The organism is Marinobacter sp. GH_1 (genome assembly GCF_048595985.1).
Taxonomy (GTDB): Bacteria; Pseudomonadota; Gammaproteobacteria; order Pseudomonadales; family Oleiphilaceae; genus Marinobacter; species Marinobacter shengliensis.
Map to the genome: position 1 here is coordinate 417057 of NZ_CP184460.1, position 16429 is coordinate 433485.

Annotated in this window: 18 protein-coding genes; 9 read left to right on the plus strand and 9 right to left on the minus strand. The window is 58.7% G+C overall.

The features are described 5' to 3' along the window. Positions 1–36: 36 nt before the first annotated feature. Positions 37–1593 carry a glutamate--cysteine ligase gene (gene gshA, locus ACNSOI_RS01900; RefSeq protein ID WP_420194995.1) on the plus strand — a complete coding sequence of 519 codons (1557 nt, stop codon included), beginning with the start codon at positions 37–39 and terminating at the stop codon, positions 1591–1593. Between the two features lie 113 nt (positions 1594–1706). Then, a complete protein-coding gene (gene rmf, locus ACNSOI_RS01905) occupies positions 1707–1919 on the plus strand; it encodes a ribosome modulation factor (RefSeq protein WP_058091935.1) in 213 nt (70 codons plus the stop codon). A gap of 1 nt (position 1920) precedes the next feature. Here rmf and ACNSOI_RS01910 read toward each other — a convergent pair whose 3' ends face one another. Then, positions 1921–2346: a flagellar basal body-associated FliL family protein gene (locus tag ACNSOI_RS01910; RefSeq protein ID WP_061333486.1), complete on the minus strand. Its 426-nt coding sequence runs from the start codon at positions 2344–2346 to the stop codon at positions 1921–1923. Positions 2347–2413: 67 nt separating this feature from the next. On the opposite strand from ACNSOI_RS01910, the gene ACNSOI_RS01915 reads away from it, so the two are divergent. Then, positions 2414–2920: a disulfide bond formation protein B gene (locus ACNSOI_RS01915; RefSeq protein ID WP_072678674.1), complete on the plus strand. Its 507-nt coding sequence runs from the start codon at positions 2414–2416 to the stop codon at positions 2918–2920. Positions 2921–3025: 105 nt separating this feature from the next. Next, positions 3026–3505, plus strand: coding sequence for a sigma D regulator (gene rsd / locus ACNSOI_RS01920; RefSeq protein WP_420194996.1), 480 nt, complete (start codon positions 3026–3028; stop codon positions 3503–3505). A gap of 70 nt (positions 3506–3575) precedes the next feature. Here rsd and ACNSOI_RS01925 read toward each other — a convergent pair whose 3' ends face one another. From ACNSOI_RS01925 to ACNSOI_RS01935, 3 genes are all read right to left on the minus strand, one after another. Further along, a complete protein-coding gene (locus ACNSOI_RS01925; RefSeq protein ID WP_420194997.1) occupies positions 3576–4289 on the minus strand; it encodes an FKBP-type peptidyl-prolyl cis-trans isomerase in 714 nt (237 codons plus the stop codon). Between the two features lie 123 nt (positions 4290–4412). Next, positions 4413–4796 carry a DUF4124 domain-containing protein gene (locus ACNSOI_RS01930; RefSeq protein ID WP_420194998.1) on the minus strand — a complete coding sequence of 128 codons (384 nt, stop codon included), beginning with the start codon at positions 4794–4796 and terminating at the stop codon, positions 4413–4415. Next, on the minus strand, positions 4793–5326 hold the full coding sequence (locus tag ACNSOI_RS01935) for a DUF2390 domain-containing protein (protein ID WP_420194999.1): 534 nt from the start codon (positions 5324–5326) through the stop codon (positions 4793–4795). The genes ACNSOI_RS01930 and ACNSOI_RS01935 overlap by 4 nt, the downstream gene beginning before the upstream one ends. Before the next feature lie 44 nt (positions 5327–5370). On the opposite strand from ACNSOI_RS01935, the gene ACNSOI_RS01940 reads away from it, so the two are divergent. Then, on the plus strand, positions 5371–7317 hold the full coding sequence (locus ACNSOI_RS01940; RefSeq protein WP_420195000.1) for an ATP-binding cassette domain-containing protein: 1947 nt from the start codon (positions 5371–5373) through the stop codon (positions 7315–7317). A 1-nt stretch (position 7318) separates the two neighbouring features. Here ACNSOI_RS01940 and ppx read toward each other — a convergent pair whose 3' ends face one another. Next, the gene (gene ppx, locus ACNSOI_RS01945) at positions 7319–8800 is read right to left on the minus strand and encodes an exopolyphosphatase (protein WP_420195698.1); all 1482 of its coding nucleotides are present in this window, start codon (positions 8798–8800) and stop codon (positions 7319–7321) included. A 330-nt stretch (positions 8801–9130) separates the two neighbouring features. Between ppx and trxA the strand changes: the two genes are divergently transcribed. Beyond that, entirely contained in the window at positions 9131–9457 is a 327-nt protein-coding gene (gene trxA / locus ACNSOI_RS01950; RefSeq protein WP_011784020.1) for a thioredoxin TrxA, read from the plus strand. 93 nt (positions 9458–9550) lie between these two features. Here the strand turns inward: trxA and ACNSOI_RS01955 are convergent, their stop codons facing one another. From ACNSOI_RS01955 to moaB, 4 genes are read right to left on the minus strand one after another with little or no spacing between them, the layout of a single operon-like run. Continuing rightward, positions 9551–9997, minus strand: coding sequence for a molybdenum cofactor biosynthesis protein MoaE (locus tag ACNSOI_RS01955; RefSeq protein ID WP_420195001.1), 447 nt, complete (start codon positions 9995–9997; stop codon positions 9551–9553). Between the two features lies 1 nt (position 9998). Continuing rightward, positions 9999–10259 carry a molybdopterin converting factor subunit 1 gene (gene moaD / locus ACNSOI_RS01960; protein ID WP_061332511.1) on the minus strand — a complete coding sequence of 87 codons (261 nt, stop codon included), beginning with the start codon at positions 10257–10259 and terminating at the stop codon, positions 9999–10001. 2 nt (positions 10260–10261) lie between these two features. Beyond that, positions 10262–11476, minus strand: a complete 1215-nt coding sequence (glp, locus tag ACNSOI_RS01965; protein WP_420195002.1) for a gephyrin-like molybdotransferase Glp — start codon at positions 11474–11476, stop codon at positions 10262–10264. Between the two features lie 12 nt (positions 11477–11488). Continuing rightward, a complete protein-coding gene (moaB, locus tag ACNSOI_RS01970; RefSeq protein ID WP_420195003.1) occupies positions 11489–12061 on the minus strand; it encodes a molybdenum cofactor biosynthesis protein B in 573 nt (190 codons plus the stop codon). Between the two features lie 367 nt (positions 12062–12428). Here moaB and rho point away from each other — a divergent pair, with 367 nt between their 5' ends. The 3 genes from rho to ACNSOI_RS01985 all read left to right on the plus strand — a co-directional run bounded on the left by rho (position 12429) and on the right by ACNSOI_RS01985 (position 16409). Further along, a complete protein-coding gene (gene rho / locus ACNSOI_RS01975; RefSeq protein ID WP_058091947.1) occupies positions 12429–13691 on the plus strand; it encodes a transcription termination factor Rho in 1263 nt (420 codons plus the stop codon). Between the two features lie 224 nt (positions 13692–13915). Next, entirely contained in the window at positions 13916–15403 is a 1488-nt protein-coding gene (gene ubiD / locus ACNSOI_RS01980; protein ID WP_420195004.1) for a 4-hydroxy-3-polyprenylbenzoate decarboxylase, read from the plus strand. A gap of 13 nt (positions 15404–15416) precedes the next feature. After that, complete coding sequence (locus ACNSOI_RS01985) at positions 15417–16409, plus strand: 2Fe-2S iron-sulfur cluster-binding protein (RefSeq protein WP_420195005.1); 993 nt, start codon at positions 15417–15419, stop codon at positions 16407–16409. Positions 16410–16429: the final 20 nt, after the last annotated feature.

Genomic DNA, 16429 nt, shown 5'->3' on the forward strand with positions numbered 1-16429 from the left:
CTCACAAGGGGGCAATCGCGCCAACAGGAGCTCACCATGGCTGAATCCCGCCACTCCCTGTTTCACCAGTTTGCGGCCAGCGATTGGGACGGTTTTCTCAAAGGGGTCGAAAAAGAAGGCCTTCGCGTGGATGCCAATGGTTTCATTGCCCAGACACCGCACCCGGAGGCGCTGGGCTCGGCCCTGACCCATCCACGGATTACCACCGATTATTCCGAAGCCCTGCTCGAGCTGATCACCCCGGTTTTCAGCTCTACTGAGGCGATGCTGGCATCGCTGCGAGACACCCACCGGTTTGTCCAGCAGAATCTCGGTGACGAAGTGTTCTGGTCGGCCAGCATGCCCTGTGAGATTGATGGCGATCAGAGCATTCCCATCGCTGAGTATGGCCGCTCCAACATTGGCCAGCTCAAGCATGTCTATCGGCAGGGGTTGGCTGTGCGTTACGGTCGCATCATGCAGAGTATTGCCGGGGCCCACTACAACCTGTCGTTACCCGACAGTTTCTGGCGTAAGTGGCAGCAACTGACCGGCAATCAGGATGCCCTGAAGGATTTCAAATCCGACCAGTATTTTTGGTTGATCCGCAATTTCCGTCGCCGAAGCTGGCTGTTAATGCTGTTGTTCGGTGCATCACCAGCCCTGGACGCCAGTTTCGTTGCCGGCGTGAAGCATGACCTAAGCCGGTTTGACGAGCGAACCTGGTATGGCAAACACGCTACTTCGCTGAGGATGGGTGATCTGGGTTACCACAACAATGCCCAGGCCTCCCTCAACATCTGTTTCAACGAGCTGAGCACCTACACCCGTACCCTGGACCAGGCTATCCATACCAATTGGCCTGCCTATGAAGCCATTGGCACCCGTCGTAACGACGAGTTTATCCAGATCAACACCAGTGTGTTGCAGATTGAGAACGAGTATTACAGCGCCGTTCGTCCCAAACGCACCACCGAGCGCGCTGAGAAACCTATCCAGGCGCTGGATGCCCGTGGAGTTGAATACATAGAGGTACGTTGTCTGGATCTGGACCCATTCTCGCCGGTAGGGGTCAACCGAGCGCAGATCGATTTTCTGGATCTGTTCCTGCTTGACTGCCTGCTGACCGATTCTCCCCGAATCGGAGATGACGAATGTCAGCGGCTGGATGACAACTATAAAGATGTGGTGGCATCAGGCCGCTGGCAGGAGCTGGGGGTGTGCCAGGGTGGCCAGCGGGTGCCGGTGGGTGATGCTGCCCGTGAGTTGCTGGATCGCTTGCAGCCGCTGGCGGATTTGCTGGACAGCTGGGGTAAGGACGAGACCTACCGTTCAGCCCTGGCAGCCCAGCGTGAAAAGTTGCAGGGGCAGGAATGGTCTGTGCCATCAGCCCGCGTACTGGCGTCGATGGAAGCCTCCGGGCTTGGTCACCGGGACTGGGTGCTGGCGTTGTCCCGGCAGCACCAGGAAACCCTCAGAAGCGAACCACTGGCTCCGGACGTGCTGGCGGATTACCAGCGCATGTCGCGGGAATCCCTGGCCGAACAGGATGCCCAGGAACAGTCGGATAAACTTCCGTTTGCCACCTTCCTGGAAGAGTATCTTCGCTCGTGAGCCGTGGTTGAGTCACAACCCGAAAGGGACGTGACGCACAGAAACCACAGAAGGGTTTGCCGGCTTCGTTACCTGCTGTTACTTTTGTTTACAACAGGTAAGGAGACGGCGCCATGGCAAGAGATATCAAGCTCGGATGGGATGTGGAAGCCCTCAACAAGGCGTATCGCCAGGGGTACATGGCGGGCTCCATGGGCATGGATAAAAACCGATGCCCGTATCGGGGTGAGGTGATCATCGCCGCCTGGGAAGCGGGTTGGGATGATGCCGGCCAAGTGGCTGCCGAGCAGCCCTCCAGCGACGACCTGTTCTCCCGAATCGCCTGACCTACCTTTGTACCACAAATTCCGTAAACAGGACGCCGGTGATGCGCTCACCGGTTTTCTGTTCTTCCAGGGCAGCATTGATGCGCTGTGCTGCCTCCCCTCTCAACGCTTGCTGGCCCTGTTGCGTAGTGAGCTGGTCAACGTCGGTCTGTTCACCGAACAACATTACCAATTCGTGCCGTAATCTTGGCATATGGGCCTCTACAGCAGCTCTTGTCGTCTCCTGCGAGGCCCGCAGGGTTACAGACGCTTTCAGGTAAATGACCTTGTTGCCGGGTTCGCCCACATGGGTCACAAAAGCCGGCTCCATGGCGATGTAGTCGGTTACCCCCCGTTCCTCCGGCTCCTCCTCGGCCATGGCCGGCCAGGCGATCAGGGAAGCGACAGCGAGTAACAGCGTTAGGGCGTATTTTCGGTGAAAGGTCATAGGCGCAATGTTCTTCATGGGTTAGGATTGGCAGCATCAGCTTACATGATGATTCCGGGGTGTTGATTTGACAAGCAGATGGGTGTTCGGCGTCGTTTTTCTTCTGTGCGCAGCTCTGTTGGCCGTGGCCTTTTACATGGAGCACGTCATGGGCCTGGAGCCTTGCCCGTTGTGCTGGTTGCAGCGTTTTGGTTTCATGGGCGCAGGGCTGGTAGCCCTGATTGCGTTTCTCCATGGTCCCGCCGGTTTTGGTAACCGGGTGTATGGCTTTTTTCTGGTGCTGACCGCCGGTACCGGGCTGGGCATTGCTGGCCGGCAACTTTGGTTGCAAAGCCTGCCGGAGGATCAGGTGCCCGCCTGTGGCCCGTCCGTGGACTACATGCTTGAGGTGTTGCCCTGGTTTGAGGTGCTGCAGACGGCCCTGAAAGGCACCGGTGATTGCGCCGAGGTGGTCTGGCGCTTTCTCGGGTTGAGCATTCCTGGCTGGACAGCCGTGTTCTTCAGCTTGTTGGTGCTGGTTGGCCTGGTGATGATGTTCCGCCGATACCGGCCGAAAAACTGGTTGCAGGGCTGAAACGGTTGCGGGCCACCATGGCCTTGGGGTAACTTGATTCAGTCATGACGACAATCAAGTGAACGGCCATTTATCAGGCAGACTGACTGAGGGGAGACAGACGTCATGTTGGAGAACTGCAGAAACGCCAGGGAGCGTTGGGGCGGAGTCAGCGAGCTGATCGACCGTTGGCTGAAAGAGCGCCAGGAGTTGTTGGTGCGTTACTGCGATCTGTCGACTGAGACCGATTTCTCCCAGACCGAGATGCTGCGAGATAAATTTGTGCGTCTCTGTGAGGTGCTGGTCGACTATGTCTCTGCCGGGCACTTCGAGGTCTACGAACAGTTGATCCAGGAAGCCCGTGAGTTCAACGATGGCGGTCTGGAGCTGGCCGCAAAGGTCTACCCCCGAATCGAACAGACAACCGGAGTGGCCCTGAACTTCAACGATCGCGTTGATGGGCGATTGCTGACGGAGGCCGACGTCAAGGAACTGTTCGCTGAGATGTCCAAGCTGGGTGAAGTGCTGGAAAGCCGCTTCGAGATGGAAGACTTCCTGATCGAGCATCTGCATAACGCCCACGCTGGAAAAATGGCCTCAGCCTGATTCCGGGCAGCCAACAGAGTCTTCCAAAAAAACGGCCTGAATGTTCAGGCCGTTTTTTTATTGCCCGGTGTTATTCGCCTTCCGGGTTGACTGCCAGCAGTTCCACATCAAAAATCAGGGTTTCGTTGGGTCCGATGGCCTGATTGCCACCCGGGCCGTAGGCCAGATCGGCAGGAATGTAGAGCTTGTAGCGGGCGCCTTCGCTCATCAGTTGCAGGCCTTCGGTCCAGCCCGGAATTACCTGGCTAAGGCCAAAGGTAACCGGTTGGCCACGATCACGGGAGCTGTCGAACACATCGCCATTGATCAGCTCGCCGGTGTAGTGTACCTGTACACGGTCTGAAGCTGTCGGGTTGTTGCCGTCGCCTTCCTCGATGACCTCATATTGCAGGCCGGACTCGGTGGTTTCCACACCATCCCGTTCAGCGTTCTGGGCCAGGAAGGCTTCGCCGGCTTCCAGGTTCTGGCTGGCCAGTTCGTTGTATTGCTGTTCCTGTTGGCTCTGAAGCTCCTCCTGATAGGCCATCAGTGCTTCCTGAATTTGCTCCCGGGTCAGGCGCTTGGTCTCCTCGTCACCGGCGTGGCCGTGCTGGATGCCCTGCAGGAACTGATCCATTTGCAGGTCAGGCAGGTCATTGCTCATGCGCTCACCAAGCACCAGGCCCATACCGTAGCTGACTTTCTCCGGCGTCGTGTCCAGAGCGGGGTCCTTTGCGGAATCCTGGGCGGTAGAGCAGCCGGCAACCAGGCCGGTCATGGCGATAGCTAACAGGGTTTTCTTCATACGGGTATCCTTTGCGCGTGTAACAGGGCCAGACGGCCCACTTGGATTTGGCAAACAGGAAAGGTAACGGGTTCAGCGGCAGGATGCCACTGAAACTGTGGTAACAGTGCGATGCCGTTGGCGTCAGGTGCCGTTATCCCCGGGCGATGGGGCCAGGGAGAAGGGTGCCCGATAAGGCGAACGCCAGTCGTTGTCATTGTCGGCCCGGCGTTCGTTACGCAGGGTCTTGCCTGGCCGCTCGATGGCCAGTGCATTCCAGGGGCCCTGAGCCGGGGGCTGGTCGGCATAATGCCAGTTACCTTCGGTATCCTGCCATTTGAAGACAATTTCCGGGCCCTCGGTGGGGATAGGTGCTGGCAACAAACCTTCAAACGAGGGGATGGCTTCGGGTTTTTCCTCGGTCGCAGGCTCGGAGACCTTGCCCGGATCCCCCAGGCCAAAAAAAATCAGCAACAACAACAGACCAAGAGCCGGAAACGATAGCCGTATAAGCCACTTCATCATCATGGCCGGGATTCTCCTGCCGCAGCCGCCAAATGGTCAGCCAGCGTGTCCAGTGATATGGGGGCCAGGGTGTCTGCTTCCTGGCGCGGTGCTGCAGCCAACAGGTTTTGCTGGATGGCGGCTTTGCGATCGTGCATGTTGCCAGTCTCCGGGTACCTGGGTGTCAGTGTGTGCCAGGCCAGGGCAAGTTCGGTTTGCTCGGCCTGCAGTTCGGCCCGGGCCAGCGCTTCCCGGAGATCACGACAACCAATATGATGCCGGGGAATGGATTTTCTGGCCGAACGAATGCTGCCGGTTACACGGGATCGCCACTCTGTTACCTTAGCGTCCTCAACGCCAGTGAACAGGTGCCCGTTCACCCCCAACCAGCCGGCACAGAGAATTCGGGTAACGCTCCAGTCGCAGGCCTGCAACGTCAGGCAGGCCTCGGCCAGCTCCGGGTTTTGCCAGCAGGCCAGTGCATAACGCCACAGGGGATTATCCGGTTCCATTGTTGCGGGCAGATTCAATGATTCTGTCTGCGGAACGGTCATGGCAGGGCGCTTCCCTGGCTGAAATCCATGGATAAAGACAGTCTATGTTAACGATAACCGATCTCAGTTTACAACGAGGCGGCGTCTGGTTGCTAGAAAACGTCAGCCTGACGGTGCAGCCCGGCCAGAGGGTAGCGATTGTTGGCGCTAATGGTGCCGGAAAATCCAGCCTGTTCCAGCTCTTACTGGGCCATCTGGCGCCGGAGCAGGGCAGTGTGTCGCTGCCAGGGGGCTGCCGTATTGCCCACATGGCGCAGGAGGTTGAGGCCAGCCAGCGATCTGCCCGGGACTTTGTCCTGGATGGCGACTTTGAGTTGCGCCGTATGGAGCGTGAGCTGGCCGATGCGGAAGCCCGGGATGATCATCACGCCATTGCCCGCCTGCACGGCGAGTTGGATGTACATGAAGCCTGGTCTGCGCCCAGAAGGGCCGACTCGTTGCTGCGTGGGTTGGGGTTTGCCGACAGCGATGTCGGCCGGCCAGTATCGGCGTTTTCAGGGGGCTGGCGTATTCGTCTGAATCTGGCCCAGGCCCTGATGAGGCCATCAGACCTCCTGTTGCTGGATGAGCCCACCAACCACCTGGACCTGGACGCCTGTCTGTGGCTTGAGAACTGGCTTCGTCGATACCCTGGCACCCTGCTATTTATTTCCCATGATCGGGATTTCATGGACCGGGTGGCCACACACCTGGTGCACTTTGATAACAAAAAGCTGGAACTCTACACCGGCAACTACTCGGCATTTGAAGTGCAGCGCAGCGAGCGCCTGGCCCAGCAACAAGCCAATTACGAGCGCCAGCAGGCCCGTATTGCCGAGATCCAGCGTTTCATTGACCGCTTCAAGGCCAAGGCTACCAAGGCCCGCCAGGCCCAGAGCCGGGTCAAGGCCCTGGAGCGCATGGAACGAATCGCGCCAGCCCATGTGGATTCGCCCTTCAGCTTTGAATTTCCGATGGCGGACAAGGTGTCCAACCCGTTGTTGTCCATTCGCAACGGTGTGGCCGGCCATGGCCAGACGGCTATCCTGAATAATATCAACGTCACCTTATTGCCCGGCTCGCGCATTGGTTTGCTCGGCCCCAACGGTGCGGGCAAATCAACCTTTATGGATGCCCTGCGGGGCACCGGTACCCTTCTGTCGGGTGAGCGTACCTGTGGCGAGCACCTGGCCATCGGGTATTTTGCCCAGCACCAGCTGGAAGCCCTGGATCTGGATGCCAGCCCGTTCCTGCATTTGCAGCGGTTGTCGCCCCGTGCGTCCGAGCAATCGGTGCGGAACTTTCTGGGCGGCTTTGATTTCCATGGCGATGAGGCCCTGAGCCCAATTCGCTCGTTCTCCGGGGGTGAGAAAGCCCGGGTCGCCCTGGCGGTGATCGCCTGGCAGAAACCCAACCTGCTGTTGCTGGATGAGCCCACCAACCACCTGGACCTGGAGATGCGCCAGGCCCTGACCATGGCATTGCAGAATTTTGATGGTGCCATTGTGGTGGTGTCCCATGATCGGCACCTGTTACGCAATACCGTAGACGAGTTCTGGCTGGTGTCGGATGGCACAGTCCAGGAATACGACGGCGACCTGGAAGACTATGAACGCTGGCTGGCAGACCGCAGGAAGGATGAGGACGAGCCCCCCAAACGCCAGGTAGCTGAAGATTCAGAGGCTGAAAAGAAGGCGGGCAGTGCCCAGGCATTGACGGCCGAAGAGCGCAAGGCCAGAAAACGCCAGGAGGCGGAACTTCGCCAGAAGCTGAGCCCGTGGCGGAAAAAACAGGTATCTCTGGAAGCCCGGATGGATCAGCTGCAGCAGCAATTGGCAGGCGTGGAAGCTTCTCTGGGCGACCCTGCGGTGTACGAAGACAGCGGGAAAGTACGCCTGAAGGCGCTGCTGGCGGAGCAGACCGAACTCAAGCGGGCCCTGGAGGAGGCCGAGGCCGAATGGCTGGAGGTCAGCGAAACGGTGGAAAATCTGGAGGCCGAACTGGCTGGATAGTTTACCGGGTGCCGATTTCCAGGGTGAAATCCTGTTTGGACAGGTAATCCCGCTCGTTCTCCAAGTCTGCCAGGGTCAGTGGCCGGTTATCCAGCCAGCCTTCCGGAAACTCCACCACCAGCTTGTTTTCATGGCCATGGAGGACGAATTCCGGTGGCTGCTCCAGATTCCTGGGGTGTTGGATCAACACGGCCAGCCGCAGCAAAACGCACAGGTAGCGCAGGCGCGGCTTGTCTTCCGGCTCTATGCCCTCGAACACGGTGGAGGAGAATTTCCGTCGATGGCCACGCACCAGGGTGGCCAGATCTTTTTGAAACTGCTGGGTAAACCCGGGCAAGTCCGAATAACGCAGCAGATAAGCGCCATGTTTGTGGTACTGGCTGTGGGAGATGGTCAGACCAATCTCGTGCAGCCGGCAGGCCCAGCGCAGTACATCCTCGTCTGCTGACGTATGCAAGCCCCATTGATCGGCCACTTGCTGCCATGCAGCAATAGCCGTTTGCTCAACGGCAGCGCCGTGAGCCTGGTCCACATGGTAGCGCTCCTGCAGCGCGGCAATGGTGCGCTCCCGCACATCCTCGTGCTGGATACGGCCTACAATGTCGTACAGCAGCCCCTCCCGCAGCGCGCCATCAGCGAAGGTCATCGCTTGAATATCCAGTGATCGGAACGCCGCCAGCAGGATGGCAAACCCGGCCGGGAAAATGCTTTGCCGGTCCTGGCGCACGCCCAGGTCTGCCAGTTTTTCGACCCTGCCCATGTCGACAAGCCGTTTACGCAGCTCTTCCATTGCGTCACGGGTGAGGGTGCCATCGGTGATCTTCAGGTTGGCCAGCACACTGCAGATCGCCTTGATGGATCCTGAGGAACCGACGGCACTCTGCCAGCCAACCGAGCGGTAGTGCTGGCGGATGTTCAGGAGCTCCTGTTCGGCGTGAGTGATCGCTTTGTCCATCTGCCGCCGGGTAATTTTGCCGTCCGGGAAATAGCGATTGCGAAACGACACACAGCCCATATGCAGGCTTTCCAGCTCCTGGGGCTCAAATCGCTGGCCGATAATGAATTCGGTGCTGCCGCCGCCAATATCGATGACCAGTCGCTTACCTTCGTCATCGGCCAGGGTGTGGGAAACGCCAAGGTAGATCAGGCGGGCTTCTTCCCGTCCCGCGATGATCTCAACCGGGTAACCGAGGACCTCTTCTGCCCGGGCAATGAACTCGGGGGCGTTGCGGGCCACTCTCAAAGCGTTGGTACCGACAATCTGAACGCCCTCGGCAGGCATGCCCTGCAGGCGCTGGGCAAACCGGCTGAGACATTCCAGAGCCCTTTGCTGGGCTTCTTCCGTCAGCCGGTTATAGGGGTCCAGCCCAGCGCCAAGCTGGACTTTCTCGCCCATCTTTTCGACCGTGCGAATTTCACCATGGACCAGCCGGGCCACGACCATGTGGAAGCTGTTGGAGCCCATATCAATGGCTGCCAGCATATCCGGGGAGGGTGTAGTGTTCTCGGCGGGGGATGCGGCCGTCACGTGGGTTGGCGTCCTGTATGGTGTGAACTTGTCGGTGCAATGGCCGTACTATAAAAGAAAGCCTGGGGCGCTGTCAGTAACGGGCTGCGGTGAATACTGATGCGGATCAACCCGGGTACACACAGATCCTGCTTCACATTGAGGCCGGCAATCGCGTAAAGTATTCGTCTAACGAAATCCGGGCAGGCGACATTCCGATCACGGTTTGTACAGCCTGCTACAGTCAACAGCGACTCCGATGCGGCTGCGTTACAGGCCCCGGAGCGCCTGAATCAGGAAAAGGTAATGAGCGGAAATATCGTTAATGTCACCGATGCTTCTTTCGAACAGGACGTACTGAAATCTGACGTCCCGGTACTGGTCGACTACTGGGCTGAATGGTGCGGCCCGTGCAAGATGATTGCCCCGGTTCTGGAAGAAATCGCCGACGAATACGACGGCAAGCTCAAGGTCTGCAAACTCAATATCGACGAAAACGAACAGACCCCGCCCAAGTTCAACATCCGTGGCATCCCGACCCTCATGCTGTTCAAGAACGGCAATGTGGACGCCACCAAAGTAGGTGCCCTGTCAAAATCACAGCTGGCAGCCTTCCTCGACAGCAACCTCTGATCCGCTGTTGAAGATAACCGCCCCTGAACACGGTTCACGGGCGGTTTTTTTGTACCTCAATTACCTCGCTGGCCGTCAGTCGCAAGGTGGGCTTTATTTCCAGGCCCTGGAGCGGTCCAGGTCCGAGTCTTTTTGCTCAACCCAGTGTTCGGTGTCTCCGGTGATTTCTTTTTTCCAGAACGGGGCTGACGTTTTCAGGGCATCCATGATGAATTCGCAGGCTGCAAATGCGTCCCCCCGGTGAGCACTGCAAACGCCGACAAACACGATCTGATCCGACAGCGCCAGCCGCCCGACCCGATGAATCACCCTCGCCTTGCGGACATCCCAGCGCTGGGAGGCGGAATCAATCAATCCCTGAATCACCTGTTCCGTCATGCCGGGATAATGCTCCAGGAATAACCCGGTCACCCCGGACAGGTCCCCTGAGTCCCGCACCAGCCCGGAAAAGGTCGCCACCGCACCCGTGCCGGAGCCGGAGGCGCGCAGCGCCTGGTATTCCGCGCCGACATCGAAATCTTCCGTCTGGATAGAAATCATTTCAACCTCCGGTCACCGGTGGAAAAAAGGCCACTTCATCGCCCGGCGTGACTGGCGTTGATGGTTTGGCCATGGCCTGATTGACGGCCGCCATGACCGGCTGGTCGCCCTGCAGTTGAGCCCAGGGGCCGCCACGAGCGGCCAGTTCTGACAACACGCCCTCAACGGTTTGGCCCGGAGTTGCCGGCAACTCAAGGCTCTCGGTATCAAGCTCCTCGCGAAGCCGTGCGAAAAAGCGAACAGTCAGGTTCTGGTCAGTCATGATCAGCTCATCAGTTCAGGGTAAGAGTAATACATCACCGGGTCACCGATATTGATGGTGCTGTTTTCCGGCACCACCGCCAGGCCGGAGCTCCAGCAAGCGGCACTCAGCACGCCGGAGCTCTGGTTCGGGGCAGCAGACACGGAAGCGGTGGCCCCGTTGCCTGTCTTGCGGGCGCGCACAAACTCCCGTCGGATGGACGGTGAATGGGTGGTGAAGTCTGCGGGCAGGCACTCCCCGATCGGCAACGCGTCGGGTCGCCCCTGGCGTTTGCGAACGTAGGGCATCACGATGACCATAAAGGAAATCAACACAGAGGCCGGGTTGCCGGGCAGCCCAAGCACCGGCGTGTCGTCAATGCTGCCGAACGCCAATGGTTTGCCAGGCTTGATGGCCATCCGCCATAAAGACAGCCGGCCGGACTCCTCGAGCACTGCGCGCACGTGGTCTTCTTCGCCCACCGACACGCCGCCACTGGTGATAATCAGGTCGGCTTTCCTTGCCGCCTCTTGCAGCGCTTGGCGGGTGCCGTCGCGAGTATCCCGAACGGTCTCGCAGAGGATAGCCTCACATCCCGCCTGTGCCAGCATCCCGAGCAGGGTGTAGCGATTGCTGTTGTAAATCTGGCCGGGGGCAAGCGGCTCGCCGGGTTGTACCAGTTCATCGCCGGTGCTCAGGATGGCCACCCGCAACCGGTCCAGTACCGGCACCTGTGCGATGCCCATCGAGGCCAGTAAGCCCATTTCTTGGGGGCGAATAAGGGTGCCCCGGGGCAATGCCAGCTCCCCTTGGGTCAGATCCTGGCCGCGACGACGGATGTTCTGCCCTTCGTTGACTTCGGACACGATGAGGATGTTGTCATCGGCACGTTCCACCCGCTCCTGCATCACCACCGCATTCGCGCCCTCCGGAATCTCTGAACCGGTGAAGATTCGCACAGCGGTACCGGGCGCCAGTGGTTTGGGGGCCGTGCCCGCCGGCACCCGGTCAGAGACCACCAGCGCCCGCCCGGGTGCGACGTCTGAGTGGTACACCGCATAGCCATCCACGGCGCTGTTGTCAGCCGGGGGAACGTCCGCCGGCACATACTGGTTCTCGGCCAGGACCCGCCCCAAACACTCGCTGAGCGGCACCGCCTGGGATTGTGTGACAGCGGTGGCGCGACTCAATATGTAGTTGAGAGCGTCGTCAACAGAGATCAGGTCAGAGCCTGCCATGGTACCTCCCGGTTATTTTTCTGCGCGGTTGCCAATGACTTCCTGAAGCCGGCTGAAAGCACGCTCTGGCTTGCGCATGACCAGTCCGGAATAGTTGCAGGGGCCGTGCCGGCTGTCCAGCTGGTCTTTCAGAATGCCTTCCCAGCCAGTCCTGCAGGCACCGGTTGAACCCGGCAGGCAGAAAATAACGGTGTTGTTGGCCATGCCACCGAATGACCGGGACTGAATCGTGGAAGAACGGATCTCCAGCGCCGATAACCGGCGAAATTCCTCGCCGAAACCCTCAATGACCTTGTCCAGCAGGGGCTTGACCGCTTCCGGTGTGCTGTCTCGTTCGTGAAAGCCGGTGCCGCCGGTGATGATGATCGCCTGAACGTCCTGGTCCGCAATCCATTGTGAAATAATGGCGCGTATCAGGTATATGTCGTCCGGAAGAATCCGGCGAGACACCAGTCGGTGGCCGGCCTCAATCACGTTGTCTTCGAGGAACTGCCCGGAAGTGTCGTGCTCGAAACCCCGTGTGTCAGATACCGTCAAAATAGCAATATTCAGAGGTTTGAGTTCATTGGTAAGCTCAGTGCTCATGGCTTGGCTCCGCTCTACTGCATTCGAGATGCGTTCATCAGTAATAGTAGTATCAGTATCCGTATACGGGCCGCAGATGGGAAGGGAGTAACCCATCAGAGGGAGGTGTGCCGGTGGCGGAAGATCATGAAACTGACTTAATTTTGGGCAGAGGTCTTGACAGACGCCTTCAAGGTGGTCGATTATGCGGCTTGCCCGGCGAACGGTTGTTCCCACTCTCTGGCTTCAGCAAACAAATCCGGCTTCCATCTGCACCGGTTGCTCCATCTAGCCAGCACCATGTTTCAGCTTTTTTGATCAATGCGTTCAGGGGCACCCCTGTCATTCCAACAGTCGTTTACTTCCATTCCTGACAATCCTACAAATTATGAATCTTACTGAACTCAAGCAGAAATCTGTGCCCGAATTGCTCGATATCGCGCAAGAAATGGGCCTGGACAACCTGGCTCGCTCGCGCAAACAGGATGTTATCTTCACCATCCTGAAGAAACACGCCAAGAGCGGCGAAGACATCTACGGCGACGGCGTACTGGAAATTCTGCAGGACGGTTTCGGCTTCCTTCGCTCCGGCGACGCCTCCTACCTGGCAGGCCCGGACGATATCTATGTTTCACCCAGCCAGATTCGCCGTTTCAACCTGCGTACCGGCGATACCGTCTCTGGTAAAATCCGTCCTCCCAAGGATGGTGAGCGTTACTTCGCCCTGCTGAAAGTTAACGAGATTAACTTCGACAAGCCGGACAACGCCCGCAACAAGATTCTGTTTGAAAACCTGACCCCGTTGTTCCCCCAGGAGCGATTGACCCTGGAAGTGGGCAACGGCAGTACCGAAGACCTCTCGTCTCGGGTGCTCGACCTGGTAGCCCCGATCGGTAAAGGCCAGCGTGGCCTGATCGTGTCCCCACCCAAGGCTGGTAAAACGCTGCTGATGCAGGGCATCGCCCAGTCCATCGCCCGCAACAACCCGGAATGTCACCTGATGGTGCTGCTGATTGACGAGCGCCCGGAAGAAGTGACTGAAATGCAGCGTACCGTGCGCGGCGAGGTTGTAGCCTCCACCTTCGATGAGCCGCCGGCCCGTCACGTGCAGGTAGCGGAAATGGTGATCGAGAAGGCCAAGCGCCTGGTCGAGCACAAGAAAGATGTCATCATCCTGCTGGACTCCATCACCCGCCTGGCCCGTGCCTACAACACGGTGATTCCGTCGTCCGGCAAGGTGCTCACCGGTGGTGTTGACGCCCATGCCCTGGAAAAGCCCAAACGCTTCTTCGGTGCGGCCCGGAATGTGGAAGAGGGCGGCAGCCTGACCATCCTGGCGACCGCGCTGGTGGATACCGGTTCCAAGATGGACGAGGTTATCTACGAGGAGTTCAAGGGCACCGGTAACATGGAAGTGCACCTGGACCGCAAGATTGCCGAGAAGCGTGTCTACCCGGCCATCAACATCCGTCGTTCCGGCACACGCCGTGAAGACCTGCTGATGAGCGAAGCAGACATCCAGCGCGTGTGGATTCTGCGCAAGCTGCTGCACTCCATGGACGACGACACCGGTGCACTGGAGTTCCTGCTCGACAAGCTGCGTGATACCAAAACCAACGACGAGTTCTTCCAGTCCATGAAGCGTCGTTGATATTGGTTTTTATGCGCGTCTGATCTTGGGGCGTCCCCCCCCCAAAGTTCAAAGAACAAGGCCGGGAGAGGGAGTCAAAACCATCAGGAAAACCACCGTTTTCCGTTTTGACTTCCTCTCCCGGCCTTGTTCAAACTCCGAACTAAAAAATAAAAAGGCTAAACACAAGGGCAGTCCGGAAAAGCCCGAACTCCGTAGTACCGTAAACAGAAACGGAGCACACCATGAAATACAACGACCTCAGAGACTTCATCAGTCAGCTGGAAAAGCTGGGTGAGCTGAAACGCATCAGCGTAGAAGTCGACCCCCACCTGGAAATGACCGAAATCTGCGACCGCACACTGCGGGCCGGTGGGCCGGCGTTGTTGTTTGAAAACCCGAAAGGCTACGACATGCCCGTGCTGGCCAACCTGTTCGGCACCCCCAAGCGGGTGGCCCTGGGCATGGGCCAGGAAGACGTGGCGGCGTTGCGGGAGGTTGGCAAACTGCTGGCGTTCCTGAAAGAGCCGGATCCCCCCAAGGGCTTCAAGGATGCCATCGAAAAATTGCCGATCTTCAAGCAAGTGATGCGCATGAGTCCGAAAGTGCTCCGCTCGGCACCCTGCCAGGATGTGGTGATCGACAAAGACCAGGTCGACCTGTACCAGATTCCGGTGCAGCACTGCTGGCCCGGTGACGCTGGCCCGCTGGTAACCTGGCCGTTAGTGATCACCCGTGGGCCCAATAAAGAGCGCCAGAATCTGGGTATCTATCGGCAGCAGGTGATTGGCCGCAACCGGTTGATCATGCGCTGGCTCAGCCATCGGGGCGGGGCGTTGGACTACCAGGAATTCCGCCGGGCCAACCCGGACAAGCCCTACCCGGTGGCGGTGGCCCTGGGCGGGGACCCGGCGACCATTCTCGGCGCCGTTACCCCGGTGCCGGATTCCTTGTCCGAGTACGCCTTCGCCGGGCTGTTACGGGGTGCCCGTACCGAGCTGGTAAAGGCTGGTCTGAGTGACCTGCAGGTGCCGGCCAGTGCCGAAATTGTGCTGGAAGGGTTTATCTACCCGGATGACATGGCTCCCGAGGGACCGTTCGGGGACCATACCGGATACTACAACGAAGTAGACCATTTTCCGGTGTTTACCGTGGAGCGAATCACGCACCGCCGAGATCCGATTTACCACAGCACCTACACCGGCCGGCCGCCCGATGAGCCGGCGGTGCTCGGGGTCGCGTTGAACGAAGTGTTTATTCCGATCCTGCAGAAGCAGTTCCCGGAGATCGTGGATTTCTACCTGCCGCCGGAAGGCTGCTCCTATCGGCTGGCCATCGTTACCATGAAAAAACAGTATCCGGGCCATGCCAAACGGGTGATGATGGGCGTATGGTCGTTCCTGCGGCAGTTCATGTACACCAAGTTCGTGATTGTCACCGATGACGACGTGAACGCCCGCAGCTGGGAAGATGTGATCTGGGCCATGACCACCCGGATGGATCCGGTTCGGGACACCACGATGGTGGAGAATACACCGATCGACTATCTCGACTTCGCCTCGCCGGTGTCTGGCTTGGGTTCAAAAATGGGCCTGGATGCCACCAACAAATGGCCCGGTGAAACCGATCGGGAGTGGGGCACCGCGATCACCATGACCGATGAGGTCAAGCAGCGGGTGGACGACATGTGGGACAGCCTCGGCATTGAAATTCCCGCCGCCCGCCCCGATTGACAGGAGCAGCCGGATGCATTGGATTCGGCTTCAGCCATCCGGCCTGAGTTTTCAGGTGGCGGACGATACGGACTTGCTGCTGGCCGCTGCTGAATCCGGTATTCAGGTGCCGGCCGCCTGCAGAAATGGCGTTTGTGAAATCTGTGAGGCCCGGCTGGTGTCCGGCCAGGCACTGAATACCCGTAATCAGAAACTAATCACGGTCGGTGAGCGTTTAATGATGTGTCGAGCCTTGGCGCTGACTGATCTGAAACTGGAGATACCCGCCGTTATGGCATCAGGAAATCATCAACCCCGGCAATACCTGGCGAAAGTGGTGGGCGTGCGCTCCATCAGTCACGATGTGTATCGGGTTGAATTACAGTTGCCGAAGCGCCGCGAGGTGGCCTTTCACGCCGGCCAGTATCTGTCGGTGAATCTTCCAGGCGCCGAGCCCTGCTATTTTTCGATTGCCAGCAGTCCGTCGGCCGCCAATATCGAGTTGCACATCCAGGCCTCGCCAGACTGGGTGTCTGCCCAGAAGGTGATTGATGCCCTGACCTCCGGGCAGGATGTCACCGTGGAGTTGCCCCATGGCAAGGCATGCCTGGCAGCCGCGCCGGACAAACCGGTGCTGATGGTGGCGGCAGGCACCGGTTTTGCACAGATGAAAAGCCTGTGTGAATTCCTGCAGGAAACCCGTTTCCAGCACCCGGTCAAATTGTACTGGGGGGTGCGCAAGCACGAGGATATGTACCTGCGGTCGCTGGCCCAGCAATGGCATGACGACTGGCCACCGTTCAGCTTCTTCCCGGTGGTCGGTGACGACGAGGACAACGATTGGGGTGGCCATCACGATCAGTTGGTGGGTGCCGTGCTGGCATCCGGGGCAGACTGGCAAAATGTGGAAGTGCATGCCAGTGGCTCGCCAGCAATGGTCTACACCCTGATGGATGCGCTGATGGCTGAAGGGTTACCAAAGCAGGCGTTCTTTTCGGATGTGTTGGAATACGCTCCGCGGGAGTGAACGCCGCCGTGGTGAAACGA